The organism is Synergistaceae bacterium DZ-S4, from assembly GCA_025943965.1.
GTDB classification, from domain to species: Bacteria; Synergistota; Synergistia; order Synergistales; family Synergistaceae; genus Caenicola; species Caenicola nitritireducens.
This window is the reverse complement of record JAPCWD010000007.1, coordinates 65,534-89,919: the sequence shown is the minus strand read 5'-3', so window position 1 is coordinate 89,919 and position 24,386 is coordinate 65,534. Positions and strand designations below refer to the sequence as shown.

Genomic DNA, 24,386 nt, shown 5'->3' with positions numbered 1-24,386 from the left:
AGGGAGGACTTGTTATGAAACGTGCTTTGTGGTTTTTAACTTTTCTTGTTCTTGCAGTGTTTTTATTTACTTCTGTTTCTGCTATAGCCTATCCAAACACCGATCCCCTTGTCTCAGGCGATACGATTGTTTATGTTACCCGCACAGGAAGCAAATACCATCGTGACGGATGCAGCAGCCTTAGTAGGTCCAAGATCGAGATAACTCTTAAAGAAGCAGTTGAAGAGGGGTATGAGCCCTGTAAACGATGCAAACCGCCTAGACTATAAAAGGAGGTAATGAGATGGGATTGCGATTTAGAAAATCTGTGAAAGTTGTCCCAGGAGTACGGCTTAATTTCAGCAAAAGTGGTATAAGTACTTCTATTGGTACGACCGGCGCAAGAATGACATTTAGTAATACTGGAATATATTCCAATATTGGCCTGCCCGGGACCGGCTTATACGTAAGAGAAAGAATTTGCAAGCCGATCAGTCCAAAATCGAAATTGACCGCGAAAGCAACAGACATGACTGTGGATTCTGAAAGCACTTTTGATCCGTATTCAGAGGTCGAAAATGCTAATAAATGCATAGAAGATATTATTAACATAGGATGTAAAACCCCGGCCGTTGATGATCTTATTTCATTTCCGAGAGAAGCCTTTAACGTACCCGAACCAATATTCAAACCTAGCCCTTCAGCCATTTGGTACCCGGTTATATTGGGAACAGCTTTTCTCTTTGTGGGTGCGGTAGCCGGGCCTTTAGGTTCGATAGCAGGATGCGGGCTTGCAGCATGGTATAGCCGAAAGAGAATAATCAGCAAACAAAAAGATATATTCAATAATACTGAGCTTGCCCAATGGAAAGCTGAAAAACAATCCTTCGAAGAAGAACAGAATGAATTGCTGGAAGAATTTGAGAGTGCAATACAAGACGCAGACAAGGACCCGGACAAGGCACTAGAGACAGTTTTTAACATAATTGACTGGCCAAGGGAAACCAATATTTCATTTGAGATCGTAAACGATATGGTCATGCTGGATGTTGATTTGCCAGAAATTGAAGACATGCCAAAAGTAAAATACAGCATCCAGGGTCGCGGATCCAAGAAAGCTGTTGTTGAAGAAGAAAAGAGCGAAGCTTTGCAGCGTAAGGATTATTCTAAGCATATCCATGGCATAGGAATGCTTTTATGCGGGACGGTATTTAATACATTGGATCAGATTAACACTGTTGTGATTTCCGGGTATTCACAACGTCTTTCAAATGCAGACGGACAGATTAATGACGAATATTTATACAGCGTTAAAGTTGACAGGACTGGATGGGAGAATATTAATCTGGACTATGTTAAACAACTGGATCCAATAGAGGTATTGGGCTCTTTTGACATTCGGCGAAAAATGACAAAAACGGGGATCTTCAAACCAATAGAGCCGTTTGAAAATTAACAAGGAGAAAATTAATGGATACACTGTATGCCAGTATTAAAAACGACATTGTATTTGCGATCGAGAGATCCTCCTTTTCCACCTATGCAAAAATTGACTTCCGGAAAGCCGATTCATTTGGGCTTTGTTTGAATAAACATGTCCATAGTTACAGACACCTGCTTTCTGATCTGAACTTTACTATGTTCAGCGAAGAACCCGGCCTCATGCTTTTTGTACATAAACAAAGAAACACTTCGCCCTTTCCCGATTTGTCAAAACTCAAAGAAACCCTCGACGAGCGCATCATGGCATTGGAGAGAGAATATGTTTAAAACCTTATGTTGCTATGTTAAGTTTACTGTTAAAAACTCTGAGTTGATAAGGGGGAATTTTTTATGACACCAGAAAATGCAAGGAACAATATGTTTTGTCCCCTAACCAATATTGCTGACAAAACCTCAAATGTTTCATCAAGTTATAGGAAAGCTCAATGTAAAGCAGATAGTTGCATGATGTGGAGATGGTTTGATTCCCGAAAAGAAGAAGGATATTGCGGGTTAGCCGGACGAGATGGCCGTTATTAATCATTGCTGAAGAAGTCATTTTTAATAACGAAAGTCCCCTGCGATAACGGGTGACTTGAACGCGCTTACCGGGGGCTTTTACTGCGTGACAATATTGTGTGCCCAACGCTCAAAGTTATATATTACGAACTTTTTACCCGGAGTCAAGTAACTTCTACCATTTTGGAGGAGGTAGGATCGTGTCTCAACTTCAATATCAAAATACAACTCCGTATGAAACACTTGTCCCTGGGTTACAGCAAATAGGGCCTATCTCCCTATATAATCAATGTGTAAAAACATTTCATGAAAACCCCACAAGGCGAAAGATTTTTTCCGGATTTACCCGTTATATAAAAACTCTTCATAAAATGAATGTGTTAGTTGCAGTCATAATAAATGGCAGTTTTGTATCTAAAAAGCCCGATCCTTGTGATATCGATGTATCTATAGTTTTTGATGCGAACGTTATTGGATCATTAACTGGCAACGATTCCTTGCGTTTCAAGCATCTTACATGTAACGACGATATATGGCAGCGTCAAAATCAAATAAACTATCATACACATCCTTTTAATTGTATTCCTGTATGGGGAAATCCATCGGAATACCAAAAAGATACATCAAAAAAAATCTTTGAAACGGCGGTTGGCTTTTGGGCAAAAAGCAAGGATAATAGCTATGATAAAGGGATGTTAATTGTATATCTGAACCGCAAATCGTATCATAAATTGGAGGTGCTGTTCTCATGACTGAATCGTCAACAATGAATAATGAACCAAAAATACGATTCAATACAGGCCTTCTCAAAAATAAAGACGGCAGCATCTTTTTTCCAAAAATTAAGTCAATAAAAGAACAGATCAAAGAAAACGCTGAACTGATAAGAAACCTTAGACAAGAAATGATCAAACATCCGGAAGCAAATGCTGCTCTATTAATAGCACTTGAATCTACTATGGCTCACCAGGCAAGGCTGCTTGACGTTTTTGCAATGGATAATGGCATTTCTAATTATGTTGCTATGGCAGTTGATACTGTATCAAATAAGCTCGTGCGCATTCCATCCAGACAACTGACAAGCATAGTAAACGCTGCTGAAGATTTTATGAGGAGCTGTCTTGCTGCGTATAAACGCCAAAACAGACGCCGCAATATAGAATTTGATTTGGATTTCTGTTTGCCATTTGAAAGTTCGTTCGGTTATTTTCTGATTCCTCAAGCAATAGATCTTTCAAAAAAACAGAATCCGAGTCAAGCTCAAGTCTTAAACACTATTGTAAAAGATGCTGTTATAGACCCATTTTATGAGATTCTGTCAAAATCGTCAGACGAAACTAGGCTCCAGGAACTTTTTAATAAATGGGGCAGCGAAGTCGCAAATGAGTATGAGAAATACATACGTATTATTTCGGAACAAAACATTGCAATATCTATATATTCTGAAAACCGCGCTTTCTACACAAACAAAAAATTCGCTGACTCTGTTCTCAATAAAATGATGACAAGTGTTGAAGAACCAAAACAAGAGACTGTTCCTGCCAGAATATGCGGCATTGTCACTTATGCTGGGAACAGACAGGTTATGCTTGCAAGAGATAAAGGACGCCGCATTGATGCATCTTTTCCAGAAGGGTTGGAAGGTAAAATACTACAGCTATTTGATCAGCAAGTGAAAGCTACGTTTAATCATAAAATGGACAAGAAAGCAGTATCTGGGAAGATTGATGAAAAATGGGAACTTTTAATGGTGGAAGAGATCAAAAAATAACATACAAACTATTTTACTGTACAATTTTTCGTATAATTTTTTTATATCAACATAGCACCAACATTTGATATAACAAGTTTTGTTCATTTAACATGGGTGTCAATATCGCCCACCAGGCAAATACAGGAGGTTTCCGGTAAATTCCGGAGACCCCCTTTTTATGTTTTTCCTGATCAAAACACAGTCAACGTTTATCGAATCAATAAGTCTATCCCTGTCTGGGACTTGTGCAGAGACGTCTCTTTTTGCCCAATGTATTTTTTTCTGTGTGTTAGAATGGTTCGATGGTGTTCCCAATGACAGATAAACATAATCAGACATGAAAAGAAGATGATGGGAAATTGATGACAGGGGCCGAGTACAACAGGAAAAAAGTGATCGCCTCCTCAGCTGCAGCCACGATACTTTTGGCTTTGATACTCTATTCGGCGGCAATCATACTCATCGGAAACATAAAGGACATAGTGATCAATCAAGCCGCAGCGGAAGCCAAGGGCATCGCAGCCACTGCTGCAAGGTTCATAGAAGAAAATGTCTCCGACTACACAAAATTGTCTGAAGTCGCAGATTACTCAGAGGAAAACTACGACAGTAACTACTATCTCAAAATGAACAGACTCTTCCGAATGATAAAAGAAGACACAGGTGCCGACTTTATTTTTACTGAAAAAAAGATCTCGGAGAGCGAGATCGAATATATCCTTGACGGCGAGAACCCCAATTCTGACCTTTTTTCTCCGATAGGATCAAAGGACGGCATGTCCGAAGAGGAACTGAGGGCTTTCGACGAAGGCATCATCACCGCGACCGGCATGATCACCGACAAGGCATGGGGCGACTATCTGACCGCTTTCGCGCCGATAAAGGATTCAGGCAAAGTCGTCGGACTGGTCGGGGTCGATTTCTCCTCAGAACACATCAGGAAGATAGTCTGCAATGTCTCATATGTTACATACTTTTTCCTTTTCATCCTTATCGTTCTTTCGTACATATCGATCCACAATCTTTTCAAAATGCACTATTTGTCCCTGAACACGGACTTTATGACAGGGCTTATCAACAGGCGCGGATTCGCTGAAACGATCTCATGTGCGATAGATGAGGCAAAGAGGAGCGGCAACTCTTTTGCCCTGGTTATACTTGACATAGACGATTTCAAGAATATCAATGACAGGTGCGGACATCAGCACGGTGACGAGATACTGAAAAACATCGCTCATAAGATAAGGCAGAACACAAGGTATTCCGACTGTTCTTTCAGGTATGGAGGAGATGAGTTCGCGCTTATCCTGCCCGGCACTGACAAACAGGAGGCCCTCTCGGTCTGCAGGAACATCCAGAAAAGCATCGCCAATGACAAAAGGGGCAGTGAAGAGGGGTGCCTGCCTACACTCAGCATCGGTATCTGTGGATGGTCTGACGGAATGACCCCGGAAGAGATGATAAGGGCCGCCGACGAGGCGATGTACCTTTCAAAGAATGAAGGAAAGGACAGGATAATGCTTTCCTGATAGAAACACTATATCCCGGGGCTTGCGCCTGCTCCGGAATATCAGCCGCACCTGTTTAAAAAATTACGCACTACCGCCAGGAAGATCTCCGGTTTCTCAATGTGGTGGCAGTGGGATGCATCAGGTATGACTGCTGCCTCGCCCCTGCAAAGCGCATCTCTGTACCTGAACACAGTCTTCGGGGAGGCCTCGTCGTGTTCACCGCATATCAGGAGGGCCGGGATGCTTATCTGCGGAAGCAGGGGCAAAAGATCAGCACCCTTGAGCGTCCCTGTGGTGGTGAATTCACTCGGCCCCCACATTGATAAATAGATATCCTGGTTCATATCATCCAGTGCTCTCACAAAATGATCAGGCCATGGATCCAGCCTGCAGACATGCAGGGAATAGTATTTCATCATCACTTCCATGTAACGGCTGTCCTCAAAGTTTTTCGTGCGCTCCGCTTCTTCGATGGTCCTTTGATCATCGCAAGAAAGTTCACTGATGTACTTTCTCTGGTCTTCCTCCCACATTGGAACGCTCAGAAGCGGGGCTGAGAAAATCACGCTTCTGACATTGTCAGGTTTTTCTTTTATCAGATATTCCGCAGCCAACATCGCACCCCACGAATGTCCCATAAGATTTAAATATTTCAAACCAAGTTTTTCAATTACATCTTCAAGTTCCTTAACATAATTGAAAACAGAATATTCTTCACTTATAAGCATGCTTTCTGAACGTCCGCATCCATGCTGATCATAAAATATCACGGGTCTTTCGGAAGCAAGCTCTGAAACCGTTTGTGGCATGCTTTTGAATCCCGGACCTCCGTGCAGCACAAGAAGCGGAGTTCCCGGCATATCGTCACCGTAAGTCTCAGTCCAGATCTTACCCTTTTCGGTCATGATGTATCTTTCTTTACCTTTCATCGACAACATTACTTTTTCCCCTTTCATTGAGATGGCACACATTTTTCAGTAATATTTACGTTTTTTAATGAAATATATTCAAATGTTACAGTTAATATTTTACACTTATTCGCACATAGAAAGATATTCAAAAATCGTTTATACTATAAAATAGTTTAATTAATTAAATTCACAACAAAGGAGGTCGTGGAATGAAGAAAAGAATACTTATTTATGCAGTTTTATTTATTGCAATGATCACGCTATGCAGCACTGCAATGGCAGCAAGCGCCAAGTTCGTCAGAGCATACAGGGACAGCAGCTACGACATGTATGTAAACCGGGTAAACATCATCCAGAACCAGGGTGTCATTTCTTTCTGGGTCAAAAGCGTCTACTCCGATCAGGGAAAAGCACTGGTCAAAAAAGAGCTCCCCAAGAAACACCAGAAGGCACCTGTGGAATATGGGTTGGATTACTTCGTATTTGACACAAAAAAGGGGAAATACATTATCAAGCTTGCCTCAGTCTATTCAAACGGCAAGGAGATCTACCGCGAAGGCAGCAAGAAGTGGCTGCCGATCAAAGATGGAACGATAGCAGCTGTGTTGATCAATGAAGTCAACAAAGCTCTTGCCGAAAAGAATAATTAGAGAAGAAGAGGCAGGATCTATATGAGGATCAAATACAAAAGTTTTTTATTTTTGTTTATTCTTTCTCTTGCGTTTGTTTCATTGTCGCTTCCCGTAGAGGCCGCCCTTTCCTCAAAATACGACTCTCCAGCAGCTGCAGCTCAAGGTTCGTCTGCAGTCAAACCGTCAGTTCCGGTACAGCCCGCAGCTGCCGCTCCTGCAAAACCTGCTCCGGCAGCAAAGCCGACTCCTGTTGCAGCAATGAAAACTAAACCGGCGGATCAGCCTACAAATGATGCCGGTCCATCGTCAGGCCGGGCGACCGTTATAGAAAGAAAAGACCTGAAGGCAAAACAGCTGGAACTTATTAAGAAAGAACATGCAGTTTATTGCAAGGCATTTATAGACGCCGAAATGGGACTTCGTTATTTCTATAAAACACAGTATGACGCAAAATACAGGGGCGCAAAAGCTCCGACAGCCGATGAACTGAAAGCGATGCGCTTTGAGCTGAGCCTGCTTATGAAAGACCTCGGTTCAAGCGCAAAAAGATATGCCAGCAATATAAGAATGGCAAAAATGGCAATGCTTGAAATGGAAGAAGAAGAAAGATCCGTCTTCGCGAAAATACTTAGTCAGATAATAGGCACACCTGCCTATGCCGTGGATGCAGGATCCCTCAGTGGTGTTGAAGCCGGCCTGAACAGTGTTGCGAACTCAACTGCGGACGTCGGTCTTTCCTCTGAAGCGGATTATGCGAACGCTGAAGCCAACTCCGCCAAAGCCGGAGAGGTCATAGCCTCTGCAACTTCATTGGCGACGACCACCGTTCTTGCGGGAGCAACGATCATTGGTGGAGCGGCGGTAACAATGGGAGCGGCAACTACCGGTGCAGCTGTCATCGGCGGCATAGTACTTGTTGGAGGTATCGTCGGAGGCGGCCTTGAAACAGTTGACGCTGCGATAGGGTTCGTTGATTCTTTAACGGAAAAAGAGACCGACACCTCGGATCTCAAAAAAATATCTTCAACGGTAAATATTATCAATGTCGGAGCCGGAGCAAAGAAGAGTGAATTGGTGAGAGTTGCTGTCGATGCTGCCGATGCTACCAAAGAAAAGTGGATACCGGCAATATTTGAAGCAACAGAAAAGAGCGACTGTCCGGGAAAGGACGGGGTCAACAAAGTCAAAAATGCCAAAAAGAATGCCTCCTCTGGTGGAAGCGGTGGGGGCGGAGGCGGTGGCTGATAGGATCTAAACTTAGGCTCGGTGAGCCTTATTAAAACATTAAACAGGGGCGGTCCTAAAAGGGGCCGCCCCTGTTTCGTTCACAGAATAAATACAGGATTTATGCTTTAAAATTTGAGTTTTTGATTATAACAATAGTCAATTTTACGATCATAAGATTTTAAGACAAAGGATCAGCTGAAGATTTGTCAGCTTTGCAAAGTTCTTCTTCCTCTTATAACGACAATTGACATATATACAAACTAATAACTGTGGTGAGATAATCACAATTACAAGCATGTATTACTAAGGGGGATGGGAGATGAAAAACAAGATCAATGCGGCAGTCTTTTTATCTTTATTATTCACAATGCTTTTCTTTTCCGCATCAGCAGACGCACAGAGCACAAAATTTGTTCGCGCGTACAGGGACAGCAGTTACGACATGTATGTCAACAGGATGGACATCATCAGCAACCAGGGTGTCATATCTTTCTGGGTCAAAAGCGTATACTCGGATTCAGGAAAGGCTTTAGTGAAAAAAGAGCTCCCTCAAAAACTGCAAAACGCACCTGTAGCGTACGGGCTGGACTATTTCGTCTTTGACACAAAAAAGGGTAAGTATAACATTAAATTAGCCTCTGTGTATGCAAATGAGAAGGAGATCTACCGTGAGGGCAATAAAAAGTGGCTGCCTGTAACACAAGGAACTGTAGCAGTTGCGTTGATCAACGAAGTCAACAAAGTACTTGCCGAAAAGAATAAATAACGAGAAAGAGATGTGAGCCCAAAATGAAGATCAGGCATAGAGCACTGTTGTTTATTTTTATCTTTTCCCTGGCGTTGACCTCTTTTGCTTCTTTTGCCGAGGCTGCACTTTCTTCAAAGTATGAGTCTCCCGCCTCAGGAGGAAATTCCGCGGCTGCAGCTCCTGCTGCCGCCCCCTCAAAACCGGCTCCTGCAGCAACTGTAAAAACAGGCCAGCAGGTAAAAAACAATACCCAAACGACCGCGCAGGCTCCCGGCGGAGAACAGGTCACCACATACAAACTCCCCCAAAAGTATCTTGACGCGATAAACAAGGAACATGCACGCTTCTGTAAGGCAGCTGTGGATGCCGAGATGGGACTCCGCTATTTCTTTAAGACCGGATATGATGCGACAAGAGGCAAAAAGGCACCCAGCCAGGAACAGATAAAGGCAATGCGCTTTGAGATCCAGCTCCTGATGAAAGATCTTAATTCCAGTGCGAAAAGGTATGCGAGAAACGTTGCATTCGCAAGGGTAGCGCTTGATGAGATGTCCGATGAGGAGCGTACCTTTTTTGCGATAATCTTCAGACATATCACAGCAACACCTGCATTTGCCGAGGGACAGTCGCTTTCTTCCTCAATGGCAAGTTTCGAGGCCAACCTGAATAATGTAGGCGTTCAATCATCAACTGTGGATGTAGGAATAAATAACATCAGTCCGTCGGACTTTGGTAAGATACCTGAGGCAATGCCTCAGACAGCAAGCGCATGGGAGAGGTTTGCGAGCAGCAGGGGAGCGCACATAGGAGCCGCGGGAGCAAAACTTCTTGCAGGGACAGCACTTACTCTTGGAACCATTTTCGGAGGTGCGGCGTTGGTTTCGACCGCTCCGGTCACAGGTGGAGTAATGGTAATTGGCGGCATACTTGCAGGCGGCTTTGAATTTGTCAGCGCAACGATAGGTTTTGTAGACGCAGTTCAGGGAAAGGAAACTGACGAAAAAAGCTTGGAGTCGATCGAGAAAGCTTCGAAATATATCAGCCTTCCTGTGACGATAGTTAATCCCGGAAAGGGTGTCGTTGAAGGCGTCACTACCGTACTTGAAGGGACAAAGGATTTCTGGGTCCCCTGGATGACAGAGTCGGACGATCCTGAAAATCCGGGAAATGATGGCGCAGAAGCTGTGAAAAAAGCTGCTGAATCATCAGGCGGTGGTGACGGTGGCGGTGGCGGTGGCGGCGGTGGCGGTGGCTGATAAGATCTAAACATAGGCTCGGTGAGCCTAACTTAAGAAAACAGGGGCGGCGATCGGCCGCCCCTGTTTGTGACTAAATAAGCATATTATGAGCAGTTATTTCTTCCTGCTATAAGGCGTATACTCCAGCGGAAGGGAGGTCCTGAATATCCCGTCCCTGTTGTAGTAGGCAAGCTGGATGGCGGGAGCACCCGGGATCGCCGCTATTTCTCCTATCCCCTTTGCCCCCCGCGCAAAACCATCTTTTGCCTTGCCGATAACTATGCTTTCTATATCAGGCACCATGTCGGCCCTGAAAAGCCCAAGCGTCCCGAATTTGGCCTGGGGAACGCAGTCTTTGAGCGGATAATTTTCTGTCAGGGCATACCCCATGCTCATTACGACCCCGCCTTCGATCTGCCCCTCGACGCTTTTGGGGTTTATCGCCCTGCCGACATCATGGGCTGCTGTGATCTTTTTTATCCTGCCGTAGTCATCCAGAATTACAAGATGGACCGCATATCCATATGATATATGGCTCACCGGATGGGGCTTTTCCGACCCCATTTTATCTGTGACGCTTTCGAATTCTGCGTAGTATTCGCATCCTTCCAGTTCATGAAAGGAGGCCGTTTCCATATCTTTTTTCAGCTGTCCGGCAGCTTTCCTCGCAGCTTCTCCTGTGATGACCGTCTGCCTTGATGCGGTAGTATTACCAGAATCCGGGGTAAGAAATGTATCGGCAGGATCGTGTACGACAAGCTCCGGAGAGAGCCCTGTCACGTCACATACCATCTGCGTGACTACGGTGCCCAGCCCCTGTCCGATGCATGAGGCGCTTGTGGCTATGTGGGCCCTGCCACCCCTTACGCTTAGCCTGCACCTTCCGAAATCAGGAACTCCTACGCCCAATCCGGCATTTTTCATTGCACATGAGATACCGGCTTTGGGATTCTTATCATAGTCATCTTTAACAGCCAGCAGGGCTTCTTCAAGCGCTGTCGTATCATCTGCGATCTGTCCGTTTGGAAGCTCGTCTCCGGGCCTGATCGCATTTTTGAAGCGGAACTCCCAGGGAGAGAGTCCGGCTTTTTCAGCAAGAAGGTTTATGTTGCACTCAGTCGCGAAACAGCTCTGAGTCACGCCGAACCCCCTGAATGCCCCGGCAGGCGGGTTGTTAGTATATACAGCAGTTCCACTGATGTCGATGTTCTGGTAATTGTATGGCCCTGCCGCGTGAGTGCAGGCTCTCTGAAGGACCGGTCCCCCAAGGGATGCGTATGCGCCGGTGTCTGAGACTATTATGGCTTTCATGGCAGTGAGCCTTCCATCCTCATCGCAGGCTGTGGTCATCTCTATCTCCATCGCATGCCTTTTGGGATGGACCTTGATGCTCTCTGCCCTTGTAAGGGAAACTTTTACCGGACGTTTGGTCAGATACGTAAGCAGCGCGGCGTGATGCTGGACACTCATGTCTTCCTTGCCTCCGAATCCGCCGCCTATGATCGCAGCAGTCACCCTTACCTTCTCATGAGGCAGGCCCAGAGCTTCAGAACACTCCTTCATCGTCTGGTATACTCCCTGATCAGCAGAATATATCCTTACCACACCGCCGTCATCCATCAGCGCGACCGCTGTCTCAGGTTCAAGAAAAGCATGTTCTGTAAAAGGGAGAGAGTAATGGTTTGTAACGATGTGTTTTGAATTTTTGATGACCTCTTCCGGATTGCCCCTCTTAAGGTCAACTTTTGACATGATATTTCCGTTTTCATGTATTAAAGGAGCTCCCTCTGCAAGCGCTTCAGTCGGCGACGTTACCGGCGTCAAGACCTCATATTCTATTCTTATCAGTTTTTTTGCTTCTTCCATTATCTCCGGGGTTTCGGCCGCGACAAGCGCAAGTGCGTCCCCGACATACCTTGTGCAGCCACCGACGGGGATCATTACGTCCCAGTCCTTTACCAGGTGACCTATTTTTTTCTTGCCCGGAATGTCCTCTGCCGTAAATATCCCAACAACTCCGTCAAGTTTTAGGGCTTCAGAGATATCTATCGATCTGATCACCGCTCTCGGATGTTCTGTCCTGACCGCTGAACCGTATATCATTCCGTCTATTTTGATATCAGCTGCGTATTGGGCAGTTCCCAATACTTTTGATACTGCATCTGTACGTGGAATATTCTCTCCAACTGCACCCGTATAGTGTTCACTCGGTACCGGGATATCCTCCCTGAACATTTTAGCGGCCAGCAATATCGCCTCTTCGATCTTCCTGTAGCCCGTGCAGCGGCATATGTTATTTTTTATAGACGCTTTTACCTCTTTAATGGTCGGTTCCGGTACTTTGTCGATAAGGGCCTTGGCGCTTATCACCATTCCGGGGATGCAGAATCCGCACTGCACGGCTCCTGAGACCGAAAAAGCGTAAGAGTAGACATCTTTTTCCCTTTGACTAAGGCCTTCAACAGTAAGAATATTTTTGCCCTCAAGACTTTTCAGCTCCTGCACGCAGGCCTTGCATGCCCTTCCGTCGATAAGTACCATACATGTCCCGCAGGCACCCTCTTTACACCCGTTCTTCACAGAGGTCAGATCGAGGTCTTCTCTTAAAAAATCTATAAGTTTTTTGTTTGTTTCAGATATTTGGATATTTCCGTTAACATGCAACTGATACATAGGCAAACCCCCTCAGATTGGAATACTGTTCCGAGCCGCTTTGATCATCTCTGCAACTTCTTTCGGCAGCTTTTTATCTGAAGGATCAAGGGAAGATGTAAAAACTTTCCCTTCCAGCCTGACCTTGAATCTGCCATTTCCCATGTCAAAAAAACCGCTGTTTTTGCTTTCGTTCAGATCCTTTTCCCTTGAGAAGTATGTGAACTTGTCTTTATAAGGCGCTCCCGTCCAGGGACAGAACGTTGAACAGTTGCCGCACTCGTTGCAAAGGTCGTCTATGTGTATTATCTGAGGTGATGATGATCCCGCAACATGAACTGAAATATTGGCTCTGTTCGGGCAGACGTCTACACAGTTCTCACAGAGGACCCCGCATTCAAGGCAGCGCTCAGATTCTTTTTCAGGAGACTCACAAAAGACAAGCTTGCCCTTTTTTAAGCGAAGACGATCAGTGTCGCGCTTGTTCTTTTGAAGATCATTGCTTTTGCACAGTCCTTCCCTAAATGCGATATTATCAGCAACGCGCTTTGCATCGGCTATGGCTTCGACCACTGTTCTGGGGCCGCATCTTGCGTCGCCTGCAACGTAAACGCCCTTGATGTTTGTCTCATAACTTTTTCTGCACGTTACTGCCCGGCCCTTGTGATCCACAAATATATTATTGTCAGTGAAGAGATCTGAATCAACGTTTTCTCCCACAGCCTCTATAAGAGTATCAGCCGGGATCATAACTGTTTCCCCGGTGGGTATCGGTGACCTGCGCCCGGAGGCGTCCCTCTCACCCAGTGTCATGACGGAACAGAGAAGTTTCCCTTCCTCGTGCGAGATCGGCTGAAGCAGCTCCCTGAATATCACGCCGTCTTCCATTGCCAGCCTGAGTTCCTCTTCTTCTGCAGGCATGAACATAGCTGTCCGCCGGTATACTATGCTTACCTTTTTGACTCCCCTGAGCCTTTTGGCTGCGCGGGCGGCATCCATTGCCGTATTGCCTCCGCCGATAACGGCAACATTCCTGCCTAAATGTATTTTTTTCTCATCTTTTTTATACGAGGCAAGGAAATCAAGTGCGTTGACCCTTTTTTCGCTTTTTATATCAAGCTCCCCATGCTTCCATGCTCCTGAGGCAATTACAATATATTTGTAGCCCTTTTCCTTTAGTTCATCTACAGAGGAGATCTTTGTCCCCATGATGAATTCAGCACCGGTATTCTTTACGATCTCAATATCCCGTTCGATGGCACTGCTCCCTATCCTGAAGTCTGGGATCACATGCCGCACTACTCCTCCCGGCTCATTTTCCCGTTCAAATATTGTGGTGCCGATACCGTACCCCTGAAGGAAATATGCTGCGGCAAGACCTGCCGGACCTCCGCCTACCACTGCGGCCTTTGCTTCTGTCATGCACCTGGCCGGTATGACTTTGTCAATGATTGTTTTAAAACCTTCTTCGGCTGCCTTGAGCTTCACATCCCTGATCGCTACTGACTCTTCATAGTGGTTTCTCGTGCAGAATGCCATGCATCGGTGCGTGCAGATCGTTCCTGTAATGAAGGGAAGCGGGTTTTTGTCCAGTATCACTTCCAGTGCTTCGCCGTACTTTTTCTCCCCGACAAGGGTGATGTATTCCGGCACGTCCTGATGGATAGGACATCCTTCTGTACATGGCGCAATAAAACAGTCAGTCAGAGGCAATTTATCTTCTTTAGCAAAAATGTCCCGGTGCTTGATCGGTTTCCTGTACCATTCATCCGTTTCAGCTTTTTTTACGAGGGCATCCAACATTACCTGGTCAACACCATTAAATCCCCTATTTCCCGCCCCGGCAAATGTTTCCGCTATCTGCCTGAATCTGTTGTAGCCGCCGGGCTTCAGAAGTGTTGTTGCCATTGTGACAGGCCAGATGCCTGCGTTGAAAAGATCTTGAATATTTGTCTTGTCTGCTCCGCCGGACCAGGAGATACGCAGTTTGCCTCCAAACTCTTTTGACAGGAGACCTGCCGTCTTCGCTGTCAGTGGGAAAAGGGATCTGCCGGACATGTACATCTCTTTGCCGGACATGATGTCGCCCGGGTTATCTACAGGCAGGGTATTTGTAAGCTTTACTCCGAATGAAAGACCGGCACTCTCTGCCGCAGCCATGAGGCGTCTGATCATCGGCACGGCATCTTCAAACTGCAGGTCCTCCCTGAAATGGAGGTCGCCGAATGAAACAAATCCGAATCCGATCGAGTCCATCGTTTCCCTGGCCAGCCTGTATCCGAGAATGGTCGGATTTATTTTGACAAAGGTGTTCAGTCCTTTTTCTTTTATCAGGTATGACGCGATACGCTCTATCTCTTCCGGCGGACACCCGTGCAGTGTCGAAAGCGTGATCGAGCTGCAGACCTTAGAAGATATTCTGTCTATATGGCCCGCGTCGATATTTTCAAATTTTGTGATATTTGCATGAGTCCATCTTTTGCACTCATCCCACACAGAGGATACTGAAGCATCCTTAAGTCCCTCAATGAACCTGTCGATCTTTTCCGACTTTATCCCCAGGAGATCATAGCCGACGCTCATATTGAATATGTACCCATCCGGATCTCCAAGTCTATATTCCTTTGAGATCAGCTTGACGGCAAACCAGGCTTTCACATACTCTTCAAAGGCTTCCGGGACAGTAAGTTCAGTCGACCACTCTACGTTGTAGCACTCATCCCTGGCGTCGATACAGGGTTTCGATACGGGCAGATCCTCTCCGTCAAGCGTCTGGACAGTCTTAAGTTCAAAAAATCTTGCACCCGCGACGTAGGCGGATATTATGTTCTGAGCAAGCTGCGTATGGGGGCCGGCAGCAGGTCCGAACGGGGTCTCAAGTTTTTCTCCAAGAAAAGGAAATACTCCGCCCTCATGCCTGTATATGGAACTGACGCCGAAGATGCGCCCGCTGCGTTCTTTTTCAGAGAGTATCCACTCCATAAGTTTCGAAAAAGGAATTGGTTTCATCCGGTCGCTCATTTCATGCCCCCCTTGTCTGTCTCTAAATCAACACTATCTTAATATTATATATGGAGTAACACCTATAACAATGGTGAGGCTGCGGTTTCAATACTTTGCTTAGCAATAGCTGAGCCGTCGTGAAATACGCGCGGAGACTGCATCCGCCGGGAGAATTTGCAGCCTTTGGCTGCGGAGAATTCGCGAACTGAGAACAATGTTCGCTGGAGAAATTACCGGAAGACTCATCCGGCGGGGAATAAAAATCTTTTATATCATCTTCCCCGAGTGCTCTAATCGGAGACCAAGAGTGTCTCTAGATCCTTGCTATGACTCTATTTCCAGCCCTTAAACAAAAGTCGCTCGTATCCCGTTAAGAAGCGTCCGGGAACGACGAAGATTTAGCCCCAGACCAAGAATGACGGTGCTTTTGAACTTCCGCGGCTCTTAGCCGCAATTCTCCGCGATGCGAAGCGGGCAAATTCTCCAGCGGCCGAAGGACGCGAATTCTCCGCGGCATGAACCACGCCGCAATTCCCCCGCTCCTGCCCTTTGGCCCCTACCACTGCTCAGCCATGCTCAGCCATTGCTCAGCTGTATTTTTAAGGCAGTTGACTAAGTATACTGCTGTGTTATATTGAATTGGTGACCATGGGGGAATATAGACTCCAGGGCAGCTTATGCGACCACATCGGAGGGATTCGGGCATGGATTTTGAAGCTATCAAAAAGGCAGCACAGGGCTATGAAAAAGAGATGACAAAATTTCTTCGCGACCTTATTGCTATACCTGGTGAAAGCTGCGGGGAAGAGTGCGTAATAAAACGCATCGAAGAAGAGATGAAGGAACTTGGCTTTGATGATGTAAAGATAGACGGGATGGGCAACATCCTCGGGTATATGGGCTCAGGAAAGACTTTGATCGCATACGACGCACACATAGACACAGTCGGGCTCGGAGAACTCTCTAACTGGAAATTCGACCCTTACAGGGGATATGAAAACGAGACCGAGATAGGCGGCAGGGGCGCTTCGGACCAGCTTGGAGGCATAGTCTCTTCTGTCTACGGAGCTAAGATAATGAAGGATCTTGGCCTGCTTTCGGACAAATACAAAGTTTTGGTCACCGGAACGGTCCAGGAAGAGGACTGCGACGGTCTCTGCTGGCAGTACATAGTCAACGTGGACGGTATCAGGCCTGAATTCGTTGTCATAACAGAACCCACTGACGGAAACATCTACCGCGGACAGCGCGGAAGGATGGAGATACGTGTTGAGGTCAAGGGAGTATCCTGTCACGGATCGGCACCGGAGAGAGGCGATAACGCCATTTACAAGATGGCTGACATCATAAAGGAAGTACAGGCACTTAACGACAGGCTGCACTTCGATCCGTTCCTTGGCAAGGGGACTCTTGCCGTATCAGAGATATTCTATAACTCTCCCTCACGCTGCGCTGTCGCTGACATGGCCGCTATATCGGTCGACCGCAGACTGACGGACGGAGAGACTTGGGAGATGGCACTTGAAGAGATACGTGCCCTGCCCTCTGTCAAAAAATACAATGCAGAAGTATCAATGTACAAATACGACAGACCGAGCTGGACAGAGCTTACATATCCAACGGAATGCTATTTCCCGACGTGGGTGATCCCCGAAGACCACCCTGCGACAAAGGCAATGGTGCAGTCTTACAGTGGAATGTTCGGCGTACCTGTTGTCGACAAGTGGACCTTTTCAACAAACGGGGTCTCTGTCATGGGGCGCTTCGGGATACCCTGCATCGGCTTCGGCCCCGGCAAGGAAGCACAGGCCCATGCACCAAACGAGATCACATGGAAGGCCGACCTGGTGAAGTGCGCCGCCGTATATGCCGCACTCCCGACACTCTACTGCGACAGCAATAAATAAATGACATACTCATATCAAGAAACGACAATGGAGGAATCGACAAGATGAGAATGGATCCCTTTGTTAAAAAACTGAACGACCTGAATTTTTCAGATATGTATGAAAACGATTTCTTCCTTACATGGGAAAAGAGCAGGGATGAACTCGATGCTGTCTTTACCGTGGCAGACGCTCTCAGATGCCTCAGGGAAAACAACATCTCCCCGAAAGTCTTTGACAGCGGGCTCGGGATATCCCTTTTCCGCGACAACTCAACGAGGACCCGCTTCAGCTTCGCTTCTGCATGCAACATGCTCGGGCTGGAAGTCCAGGACCTTGATGAGGGCAAGTCGCAGATAGCACACGGCGAGACGATACGGGAGACTTCCAACATGATCTCCTTCATGGCTGATGTGATAGGAATAAGGGACGATATGTACATAGGAAAAGGCAATGCCTACATGCACCAGGTCGTCGATGCTGTCAAAGAGGGTCACAGGGACGGCATACTCGAACAGAGGCCGACGCTTGTCAACCTGCAGTGTGACATAGACCATCCCACGCAGGCAATGGCCGACATGCTCCATATGATCCATGAGGCAGGCGGCATTGAAAAGCTTAAAGGCAAAAAGATCGCTATGACATGGGCATACTCCCCATCCTACGGCAAACCCCTCTCTGTCCCCCAGGGCGTGGTGGGTCTGATGACAAGGATGGGCATGGAAGTTGCACTTGCCCACCCCGAAGGCTATGAGATCATGTCTGAAGTTGAGGATATCGCAAATGAAAACGCTAAGGTATCAGGCGGCAGGTTTACAAAGACAAACAGCATGAAAGAGGCTTTTGAGGGAGCCGATTTCGTCTACCCCAAAAGCTGGGCTCCCTTCAAGGCAATGCAGAAGAGGACAGATCTTTACGGAGCGGGCGATCATGACGGGATCAGGGCTCTTGAAAAGGAACTCCTTGCACAGAACGCCCTCCATAAGGACTGGGAATGCACCGAAGATATGATGAAAATGACTAAAGACGGAAAAGCCCTTTACCTGCACTGCCTCCCTGCAGACATCTCGGGGGTCAGCTGTGAGGCCGGAGAAGTGGCCGCTTCTGTATTTGACAGATACCGCGTGCCTCTGTTCAAACAGGCAAGCTTCAAGCCATACATAATCGCTTCAATGATATTTTTGAGCAAGATAAGGGACCCTCAGAAAATCCTGTCTGCCCTTGAAGAGCAGTCATCACCCAGGAAGGTTTTATGATTTTGGATACAAGCCTGACCAAAGGGAATGAGGAAGCCGGGGGGAAAATATCTCCGGAGACGAGAAAGCTCCTTATAAACGGATCTCTGTGGGATACGCGCTTTTATCCCGCATATACTCCAAAAGAGATGCTGGATATGGGGGTCTTCGGTGGAACATATCTCAACAGCGTCAGGGATCAGCTGCCCTTCGAATGGTTTACAGGCGATAATGTACTGCCCAAAGGCAACAGGCCGGATGTCTCCATGAATTTTTTCAAGGTATCATCGGGAATGTCTCTTTCTGAGTGGCAGAAAAAAGGGTGGATCATGACGGACAAGCTTGGCTGGTTTCAGTGGTTCTGCAATTACTATCTGGGAAGGCGGCTCGGTGAGGATGAGATCCAAATAAAGCGCTGGCGACAGTTCTGCACCAGGCATTCCGCTCAGATACACAAAAACCCGTGGCAGCCAAGGCTGAGGCAAAAACAGGGACTCCTCCACTGGTCCTATGACTGGCGGGACAAATTCAACGAATGTAGGGACAAAAACCTTGCTCATATAATAAGTTCAGCATAAGATCAGACGGCCGGATAATTAGCGGCCGTCTGATCTTATGCTGTCTGATATTAGTGGACTGAGTCTGAGTTCCTATGTTTTTCTTACTAGAATGTCGAGTAGTCAGAATCCTTTGGGTCTGCTATGAACATGTGTCCGGGAGCATGAGTTATCGCAAAGGGAGGTTTGCTGTTCATCACTACGGCCTGGGGAGTCACTCCGCAAGCCCAGAATACAGGAACTTCACCCTCTCTTATTTCTACAGGGTCTCCGAACTCAGGCCTGTTTATATCCTTAATTCCTATTGCTGCCGGATCTCCAACATGCACGGGAGCTCCATGAACTGCCGGGAAACGTCCGGTGCAAAGTGCGGCCCTTACCACCTGTGAATGTTTGACAGGCCTCATGCTTACCACCGTTGGTCCGCTTAAGCGACCTGCCGGATGGCACTGCATGTTCGTTATATACATAGGAACGTTGCAACCGCATTCCATGTGCCTGATCGGGATACCTGCCTCCAGAAGGGCTCCCTCGAACGAGAAGGAACAGCCGATCAGGAATGCGACAAGGTCATCCCTCCAGTACTTCAGGACGTCTGTCGGCTCGTCCTTTAGTACACCGTTTTCCCATACACGGTATCTTGGAATATCCGTCCTTACATCTGATCCCGGAGCTATGAGTTTAGCCTCGCCGTCGCCGGGCTCTGTTACGTCCAGTATCGGACAGGGTTTGGGATTTCTTTGGGCAAAAACCAGAAAATCGTAAGCCCAGTCTTTGGGCAGCACTATCATATTGGCCTGCACATGGCAGTGCGAAAGACCTGATGTCGGGTGAGTCCATTCACCTTTTCTGATGAGTTCCCTCATCTCCTTCGGTGATGCGTGGCGGTACGGTGCTATATCAAACGGCAGTGTCATCCCAGAACGACCTCCTTCAAATTTGTAACTTTTACGCCGGCAGCTTCAAGTTCTCTGCGGACGGTCTTCGCCATATCGACTGCCTCCGGCGTATCCCCATGCATGCATATCGACTGGGGACGGAAGTTTATGACTGTACCGTCAACAGCCCCGACCGTTCCCTCTGTGACCATACGCACAACACGTTTAGCGGCCTCTTCAACGTCGTGGATGATCGCTCCCGGCTGTGAACGCGGCACCAGAGAACCGTCAGGCATATATCCCCTGTCCGCGAATGCCTCCGCGGCGAATGGCACACCCATCTCTTTTGCAGCGTTCTCAAATTCAGAGTTTGCAAGTCCCATCAGTATAATGTTCTCACCCGAGTCCTTTACTGCACGGGCTATCGCCCTTGCAAGTCCCGGATCCTTCGCAGCCTGGTTGTACATCGCTCCGTGCGGTTTGACATGCTGCAGGGCCAGTCCGTTAGTGCGGCAGAAGGCGCTCAGTGCGCCGATCTGATAGAGACAGTCCGCATACTCCTCTTCGGGAGTACACTTCATGTTCCGGCGTCCGAAACCGACCAGGTCGGGATATCCGGGATGCGCGCCGACTGCAACTCCCTTTGCGGCGCAGTTTTTGATCGTTTTCTTCATTACGAGAGGATCGCCGGCATGAAAACCACATGCAACGTTGGCGGATGTTACCGCATCCATTACAGCCTCATCATCTCCCATGCAGTATGCTCCAAAGCTCTCTCCGATGTCACTGTTCAGGTCTATTTTGTACATTTATGCTCACTCCTTGTCACGATATTTCTTCACAGGTTATGTCGTAGCTCTTTCCGTCAATCGTCAGCTTAAAATGCGTCGGGAGAGTTGCAGAAGCAGGCACCGCGGCCTTGGTACCAGAACGTGAAACGTGTGAGGCGCGAAGTTCCTTTACCTTCCGGACCGCATCACTGATCCTCTTCTGTTCATCGGCCCCTTCACATACTTCTGCCTTCCGGAAACGGACTCTGTTTCCCGGCATCTTCTGAACAAGGGCTTCAATAGAAAGCGGTGAGAGCACTCCTATTTTCGTGTAGCCCCCGGTCGTCTGGCGGTCCGCAAGCATTATTATTGGCATCCCATGCCCGGGTATCTGTACCGCTCCAAGCGGTATCGCGTCAGAAACTATGTCCGCACCCTTTTCCGTATGCCCGATCTTCGGACCTTCCAGGCGGCAGCCCATCCTGTCGGATTCCGCGGTGATAGTGTATTCCGACTCAAACAGCAGTTTTTTACCCTCTTCAGTAAACGCGTCCTCCTGGAGACCTGTGATCAACGCAAGAGGCGCTTCCGGATCCTGTGTCAGATGCAGTTCTTCAGGAATATGAAAACCACCCATCCTCTTCCAAAGAGGTGAAGGTTCCCCAACTTTTATGACATCCCCGTTCTTAAGGGCCCGTCCCTCTACTCCGCCGATCTTTGCTCGCATATACGTAGAACGGCTCCCCATCACCGGGATCACATCTATCCCGCCGGCAAAACAAAGATTCCCGCGGCATCCCTTCCCCCTGAGACCTTTAAAAGTTATCACGTCTCCGTCCTTCAGCAGAACAACGTTCCAGGATCCCTCTGCCTTCCCGTTCACACTGAATCCCAGATCCGCCCCGGCGAAGACTGCCGCTCCATCGCCTCTGACTTCTATCTCAGGTCCCAGGAGTGTGACTTCAAGAGCTGCGGCATTTTCCGGGTTTCCAAGCATCGTATTCCCCAGCCTGAGGGCAGGAAGGTCCATCGCTCCCGCTACAGGAACACCGCTCGACTGGTATCCCCAGCGTCCCAGGTCCTGCACGGATGTAAGCATGCCGGTTTTTCTGACGATCAGTTCCATAGTTATTTCGCCTCCGTTATGAGGGGCTTGTATGTCCCTGCAGCCACTTCGGCCTCGATTTTTTTATATTCTTCTTCCGACACCGGAACAAAGCGCACTTCATAGCCTGCCTCTATCAAAGTGGCGCGCGAGGCTTCAGGAGTGAAGAGACGGAGGGGCGTCCGGCCTATCAGCTGCCATCCTCCAGGGCTGTCTATCGGATATATCCCGGTCTGCTTTCCGGCGATCCCTACGCTTCCTCCTTTGATAACAGTGCGCGGGTTTGTCAGCCTGGGCGTGGCTATGCTCTCGTCCATGCCGCCAAGATAGGCAAAGCCCGGCATGAAGCCTATCATGTAGCAGTGGCATACCTTGGCGCTGTGTCTTTTTATTACATCTTCTTCCGATATCCCCGCATGCTCCGCTACGTTTAATATATCCGGACCATACTCTCCGCCATAGCAGACCGGTATCGATATCTCAGTCATTGCCGTTCCGGCATCGGACTTTTTTGATATTGGAGCTTTCCGGGCAACCCTGACAACATCTTCCGCGCTGACCACAGTGGGATCGAAATAGACGGCAAGCGATCTGTATGTCGGAAGGCACTCTATTATCGGAATTTCATTCTGCCCCGTCACATATCTCTTCAAATCCATAACCGCGTCATTGGCTCCCCTGTCGATCTCATCGGCAAATTCCGCGACAACGCAGGATTCACCAGCCGTTAGGTATCTAGGTTCATTTATATATACAGGCACTTAAACCACCCCTTGTTTTCAAAATCAGATGGGAGAGGGCCCCCTCCCATCTGATTGTACATCTTCAGGAAAAAAGTTTTGCTATTCCGGTCAAAGACTTGAAGCCCATCCATGCAGTGAATACGACCATTATCCAGCCCAGCGCTGCCAGAACTTTCGGATGATGATAATCTACGCCTACGATCTTCTTGTTGAAAGCTGCAAGCAGTGTAACTCCAAGTGATACAGGAAGAATCAGCCCGTTCAGTGAGCCAGCGACTATGAGAAGGGCTACCGGATTTCCCATGGTTGAGAAAACAGCCGTTGAAACGCAGATGAATCCTATTATCCAGTAGCGCGAATGCTGCTCTACTTTTGTAAAAAGCGTCCTGAGGAATGATATTGAGGTATAGGACGCACCAACGACGGAAGTGATAGCCGCGCACCAGAGGATCAGACCAAAGATACGGTAGCCTATCTGTCCGGCTCCGATGAGAAAGGCAGATGCCGGCGGGTTTTTGGGGTCAAGTACCGCTCCCGTGGCAACCACACCCAGTATTGCGAGGAAGAGGAGGTATCTCATGATCCCTGTGATCGAGATGGCCTTAACCGAACCTGAAGATATCTTCGGTAGATTCTCCATACCTGTTATTCCGGCATCGATAATGCGGTGGGCACCAGCAAAGGTTATATATCCGCCCACTGTTCCTCCAACAAGCGTAAGGATCGTCATCCAGTCTATCTTTGACGGAAGGACCGTCTCCTTAAGGGCCATTGCCACCGGCGGCTGGGTTTTGAAGACCATGAAAAGGACCATTGCGATCATTATCACTCCGAGCACCTTTGTAAAGTTGTCCATCGCCTTGCCCATTTCTTTGTTGAGGAAAAGGGCTATGGCTATGACCGCGCTCGCTATGGCGCCGGGCACCAGAGGCACCCCCATCATCACGTTGAGTCCCATCGCCGCTCCGCCGACGTTGCCTATGTTAAAGACAAGCCCGCCAAGCGCGACAAGAAAGGCGAGGAAATAACCCAGTCCCGGAAGGACTTCGTTGGCTACATCCTGTGCGCGCTTGCCTGAAACACCAAGGATGCGCCAGATATTCATCTGCACGATTATGTCAATAAGGATCGAAACCAAAATTGCGAAAGCAAACGCCGCTTTAAGCTTGTCCGTAAAGACAGCTGTCTGTGTAAGAAACCCCGGCCCTATCGCCGAAGTCGCCATCAAAAATGCTGCACCAATAAGAACACTTGCTGCTGAACCCGGATCATTTTTCTTTTCTGCCATAATTGAACACCTCCATAGATTAGTAAGCTATAACGCCTAACCTATTACATGCAAAAAAGTTGCCATAACCGGCAGAAAATATGGATATACCCAAATAAGTTAAAGAAAATCTAATGTAATGAATTTTGGGTAGTTTTATTAGGGAAAAAGTTTATTTCGACGCTGAAAGAAAAGCAATATCTGAAGGTGGATATCCTCTGGGTTTCGAAGAACGTCTATGTTCTGTGCGTTTTTCGCACATCTGTAAAGAATGCACACATTTCTCACTG

At 47.5% G+C, this 24,386-nt stretch carries 22 protein-coding genes; 14 read left to right on the top strand and 8 right to left on the bottom strand.

Going from position 1 to position 24,386, the window contains the following annotated elements:
• Nucleotides 1-14: 14 nt before the first annotated feature.
• From OLM33_05980 to OLM33_05950, 7 genes are all read left to right on the top strand, one after another.
• Complete coding sequence (locus OLM33_05980) at nt 15-269, top strand: hypothetical protein (protein MCW1713219.1); 255 nt, start codon at nt 15-17, stop codon at nt 267-269.
• A 14-nt stretch (nt 270-283) separates the two neighbouring features.
• Nucleotides 284-1,435 carry a DUF4236 domain-containing protein gene (locus tag OLM33_05975; protein ID MCW1713218.1) on the top strand — a complete coding sequence of 384 codons (1,152 nt, stop codon included), beginning with the start codon at nt 284-286 and terminating at the stop codon, nt 1,433-1,435.
• Nucleotides 1,436-1,449: 14 nt separating this feature from the next.
• On the top strand, nt 1,450-1,749 hold the full coding sequence (locus OLM33_05970) for a hypothetical protein (protein ID MCW1713217.1): 300 nt from the start codon (nt 1,450-1,452) through the stop codon (nt 1,747-1,749).
• 63 nt (nt 1,750-1,812) lie between these two features.
• A complete protein-coding gene (locus tag OLM33_05965) occupies nt 1,813-2,001 on the top strand; it encodes a hypothetical protein (GenBank protein ID MCW1713216.1) in 189 nt (62 codons plus the stop codon).
• Nucleotides 2,002-2,180: 179 nt separating this feature from the next.
• Nucleotides 2,181-2,732 (top strand): hypothetical protein, encoded by a 552-nt coding sequence (locus OLM33_05960; protein MCW1713215.1) that lies wholly within the window; start codon nt 2,181-2,183, stop codon nt 2,730-2,732.
• Nucleotides 2,729-3,751 carry a hypothetical protein gene (locus OLM33_05955; GenBank protein ID MCW1713214.1) on the top strand — a complete coding sequence of 341 codons (1,023 nt, stop codon included), beginning with the start codon at nt 2,729-2,731 and terminating at the stop codon, nt 3,749-3,751. Before OLM33_05960 ends, OLM33_05955 begins: the two co-directional genes overlap by 4 nt.
• Nucleotides 3,752-4,095: 344 nt before the next feature.
• Nucleotides 4,096-5,262: a GGDEF domain-containing protein gene (locus OLM33_05950; protein MCW1713213.1), complete on the top strand. Its 1,167-nt coding sequence runs from the start codon at nt 4,096-4,098 to the stop codon at nt 5,260-5,262.
• A 41-nt stretch (nt 5,263-5,303) separates the two neighbouring features.
• On the opposite strand, the gene OLM33_05945 is transcribed toward OLM33_05950, so the two are convergent.
• Complete coding sequence (locus tag OLM33_05945; protein ID MCW1713212.1) at nt 5,304-6,200, bottom strand: proline iminopeptidase-family hydrolase; 897 nt, start codon at nt 6,198-6,200, stop codon at nt 5,304-5,306.
• 164 nt (nt 6,201-6,364) lie between these two features.
• On the opposite strand from OLM33_05945, the gene OLM33_05940 reads away from it, so the two are divergent.
• The 4 genes from OLM33_05940 to OLM33_05925 all read left to right on the top strand — a co-directional run bounded on the left by OLM33_05940 (nt 6,365) and on the right by OLM33_05925 (nt 10,018).
• The gene (locus OLM33_05940) at nt 6,365-6,805 is read left to right on the top strand and encodes a hypothetical protein (protein MCW1713211.1); all 441 of its coding nucleotides are present in this window, start codon (nt 6,365-6,367) and stop codon (nt 6,803-6,805) included.
• Nucleotides 6,806-6,826: 21 nt separating this feature from the next.
• On the top strand, nt 6,827-8,032 hold the full coding sequence (locus tag OLM33_05935) for a hypothetical protein (protein MCW1713210.1): 1,206 nt from the start codon (nt 6,827-6,829) through the stop codon (nt 8,030-8,032).
• A gap of 301 nt (nt 8,033-8,333) precedes the next feature.
• On the top strand, nt 8,334-8,780 hold the full coding sequence (locus OLM33_05930; protein ID MCW1713209.1) for a hypothetical protein: 447 nt from the start codon (nt 8,334-8,336) through the stop codon (nt 8,778-8,780).
• Between the two features lie 23 nt (nt 8,781-8,803).
• Complete coding sequence (locus OLM33_05925; protein ID MCW1713208.1) at nt 8,804-10,018, top strand: hypothetical protein; 1,215 nt, start codon at nt 8,804-8,806, stop codon at nt 10,016-10,018.
• A gap of 96 nt (nt 10,019-10,114) precedes the next feature.
• On the opposite strand, the gene xdh is transcribed toward OLM33_05925, so the two are convergent.
• Both xdh and ygfK read right to left on the bottom strand, forming a co-directional pair.
• Nucleotides 10,115-12,673 carry a selenium-dependent xanthine dehydrogenase gene (gene xdh, locus OLM33_05920; GenBank protein ID MCW1713207.1) on the bottom strand — a complete coding sequence of 853 codons (2,559 nt, stop codon included), beginning with the start codon at nt 12,671-12,673 and terminating at the stop codon, nt 10,115-10,117.
• A 12-nt stretch (nt 12,674-12,685) separates the two neighbouring features.
• Nucleotides 12,686-15,673 (bottom strand): putative selenate reductase subunit YgfK, encoded by a 2,988-nt coding sequence (ygfK, locus tag OLM33_05915; protein MCW1713206.1) that lies wholly within the window; start codon nt 15,671-15,673, stop codon nt 12,686-12,688.
• A gap of 686 nt (nt 15,674-16,359) precedes the next feature.
• Here ygfK and OLM33_05910 point away from each other — a divergent pair.
• The 3 genes from OLM33_05910 to OLM33_05900 are packed head-to-tail and all read left to right on the top strand — an operon-like array spanning nt 16,360 to nt 19,354.
• Nucleotides 16,360-17,562 carry a YgeY family selenium metabolism-linked hydrolase gene (locus OLM33_05910; GenBank protein ID MCW1713205.1) on the top strand — a complete coding sequence of 401 codons (1,203 nt, stop codon included), beginning with the start codon at nt 16,360-16,362 and terminating at the stop codon, nt 17,560-17,562.
• 44 nt (nt 17,563-17,606) lie between these two features.
• Entirely contained in the window at nt 17,607-18,797 is a 1,191-nt protein-coding gene (gene ygeW / locus OLM33_05905) for a knotted carbamoyltransferase YgeW (protein MCW1713204.1), read from the top strand.
• Nucleotides 18,794-19,354 carry a hypothetical protein gene (locus OLM33_05900; GenBank protein ID MCW1713203.1) on the top strand — a complete coding sequence of 187 codons (561 nt, stop codon included), beginning with the start codon at nt 18,794-18,796 and terminating at the stop codon, nt 19,352-19,354. Before ygeW ends, OLM33_05900 begins: the two co-directional genes overlap by 4 nt.
• Nucleotides 19,355-19,440: 86 nt before the next feature.
• Here the strand turns inward: OLM33_05900 and OLM33_05895 are convergent, their stop codons facing one another.
• From OLM33_05895 to OLM33_05875, 5 genes are all read right to left on the bottom strand, one after another.
• Nucleotides 19,441-20,250: a putative hydro-lyase gene (locus OLM33_05895; protein ID MCW1713202.1), complete on the bottom strand. Its 810-nt coding sequence runs from the start codon at nt 20,248-20,250 to the stop codon at nt 19,441-19,443.
• Complete coding sequence (locus OLM33_05890; GenBank protein ID MCW1713201.1) at nt 20,247-21,020, bottom strand: LamB/YcsF family protein; 774 nt, start codon at nt 21,018-21,020, stop codon at nt 20,247-20,249. Before OLM33_05890 ends, OLM33_05895 begins: the two co-directional genes overlap by 4 nt.
• A gap of 16 nt (nt 21,021-21,036) precedes the next feature.
• Nucleotides 21,037-22,107 carry a biotin-dependent carboxyltransferase family protein gene (locus OLM33_05885; protein MCW1713200.1) on the bottom strand — a complete coding sequence of 357 codons (1,071 nt, stop codon included), beginning with the start codon at nt 22,105-22,107 and terminating at the stop codon, nt 21,037-21,039.
• A gap of 2 nt (nt 22,108-22,109) precedes the next feature.
• On the bottom strand, nt 22,110-22,847 hold the full coding sequence (pxpB, locus tag OLM33_05880; protein ID MCW1713199.1) for a 5-oxoprolinase subunit PxpB: 738 nt from the start codon (nt 22,845-22,847) through the stop codon (nt 22,110-22,112).
• A 64-nt stretch (nt 22,848-22,911) separates the two neighbouring features.
• Nucleotides 22,912-24,117, bottom strand: coding sequence for a divalent metal cation transporter (locus tag OLM33_05875; GenBank protein MCW1713198.1), 1,206 nt, complete (start codon nt 24,115-24,117; stop codon nt 22,912-22,914).
• Between the last annotated feature and the right edge of the window lie 269 nt (nt 24,118-24,386).